This window comes from Janthinobacterium sp. KBS0711 (assembly GCF_000988085.1).
Taxonomy (GTDB): domain Bacteria; phylum Pseudomonadota; class Gammaproteobacteria; order Burkholderiales; family Burkholderiaceae_D; genus Janthinobacterium; species Janthinobacterium lividum_E.
The window spans coordinates 2435-4268 of sequence record NZ_LBCO01000020.1; the positions used below are offsets into that span (position 1 = coordinate 2435).

At 72.7% G+C, this 1834-nt stretch carries 1 pseudogene; it reads right to left on the minus strand.

What is annotated here, in order from left to right:
* Positions 1-1834 (minus strand): annotated as a pseudogene (locus VM94_RS11280) (hypothetical protein); the annotation flags it as partial.

The window sequence follows — 1834 nt, forward strand, 5'->3', positions numbered from 1 at the left end:
GCTACCGCATCGGTCAGGTTGGCAACGTTCGTCGCCGTATTGGCTGCGGCAGCGGCGACCGTGGCGAGCAGTCCCAGGCCGGCGGCATCCGTCAGGTTGGCCGTTGCCTGCAGGGTGGCGGCCACGGTGGCATCGGCGGTCGAGATCAAGCCCAGCGCCGCGGCGTCCGTCAGCGCCGCCAGGCTGGCGGCCGAGGAGGCGACCAGCGCATCGGCATTCGAGATGAGGCTCAGCGTGGTGGCATCGGTCTGGCCAGCCGTCGTGACGGCCAGGGCTGCGGCCGCGTCGGCTGCGGAAGAGACCAGACCCAGGGCCACGGCGTCGGTCAGGTTGGCAGCAGATTGTGCCGCCGTCAGCGCGTTTTGCGCCAGCGTGTTGGCGGCCGTCAAGGTGGTGACAGCCGTCTGGGCGGCAAGTTCGGCGGCGGCGTCGGTGGTGGAAACGAGGCCCAGCGCGCCGGCATCGGTCAGCAGGGCCGTGGCGGCGGCAGCCGCGGCGGCGGCCTGTGCGGCGGCGGCAGCACTGACTGCCGAGATGTCGATCCCGCCCAGCCCGGCGGCCACCTCCGCCGCCGAGACGGCAGCAGCGGCCGTGACGATGAGTGCCTGGGCATCGGTCGCGGCGGCGAGGGTTTGCAGGCCGGCTGCCGTCAGCGCATCAGCGGTGGAGATGCCGGCAAGGATGGTGGCATCGAACAGGGAGGCAGTGATATCGGCATTATCGGCGCCGAGCTGCAAGGTATTCACGGTGGCCGTCAGGTCGAGCACGCTGGTTTGGCCAGCCGTCACGTTGGCGGCCAGGGCGGCGAGGCTGGCGAGATTGAAGGCATTGAGCGCGACATTGACGTCCAGCAGGCTGGCCTGCGCATTGGCGGCGGCCGCATCGGCATCGGCCTGGTCGGCCGCTTGCTGCAGGGCGACGACATCGGTCTGGTCGGCCACTGCCTGGGCGTTGGCGGCATCGCTGGCGGCGGCTGCGTCGGCGGCGGCCAGAGCGGCCGCATCCGTCTGGTTGGCCGTCGTTTGCGCGGCCAGCGCGGCGGCGGCATCGGCGTCGGAAATCACTTGCAGGGCCGCCGCGTCCGTCAATGCCGCTTGTGCGGCGGCGCTGGCGGACGTGCTGGCGGCCGCATCGGCCGTGATTTGCAGGGCTGCCGCGTCGCTCTGGTTGGCGGTAATCACGGCATTCGCCGCTGCGGTGGCGGCAGCGGCAGCGGCGACATCAAGCGCGGCGGCATCGGCGCTGGCGGCCAATGCGGCTGCCGCTGCCGTGGCAGCGTCGGCATCGGAAATCAGGGCCAGTGCAGCCGCGTCGGTCAAGTCGGCCTGCAGTTGTGCCGCGTCAGACGCCGCGGTGGCGGCATCGGCGATCAGGCCCAGGGTGGGCGCGTCCGTCATGTTCGCTTGCGTCTGTGCATTGGCGGCGTTCGTGGCGGCGGCATCGGCGGCGGCCTGCAGGGCGACGGCGTCGGTGGCGTTGGCGATCGACGCATCCTGGGTGGCGATGGCGGCGGCAGCGTCCGCTGCCATGCTCAAGGCGACGGCGTCGGTGAGGCCCGCTTGGGTGTTGGCGGCGGCGGCTGCATTCGCGGCGGCGGTGGCGGCGATACCGAGTGCCGTGGCGTCGCTGGCATTGGCGGCGGTTGCCGCGTTCGCTGCCGCGGTGGCGGCGGCGTTCGAGGCGGCGGCCAGGGCTGCTGCATCCGTGGCGGCGGCCAGGCTGGCCGCTGCGGCGGCGTTGGCGGCATCCGCATCCGAGATGAGGGCCAGGGCGGCGGCATCTGTCAGGCCCGCCTGGGTGTTGGCCGCGACGGCGGCATTGGCGGCGGCGGCCG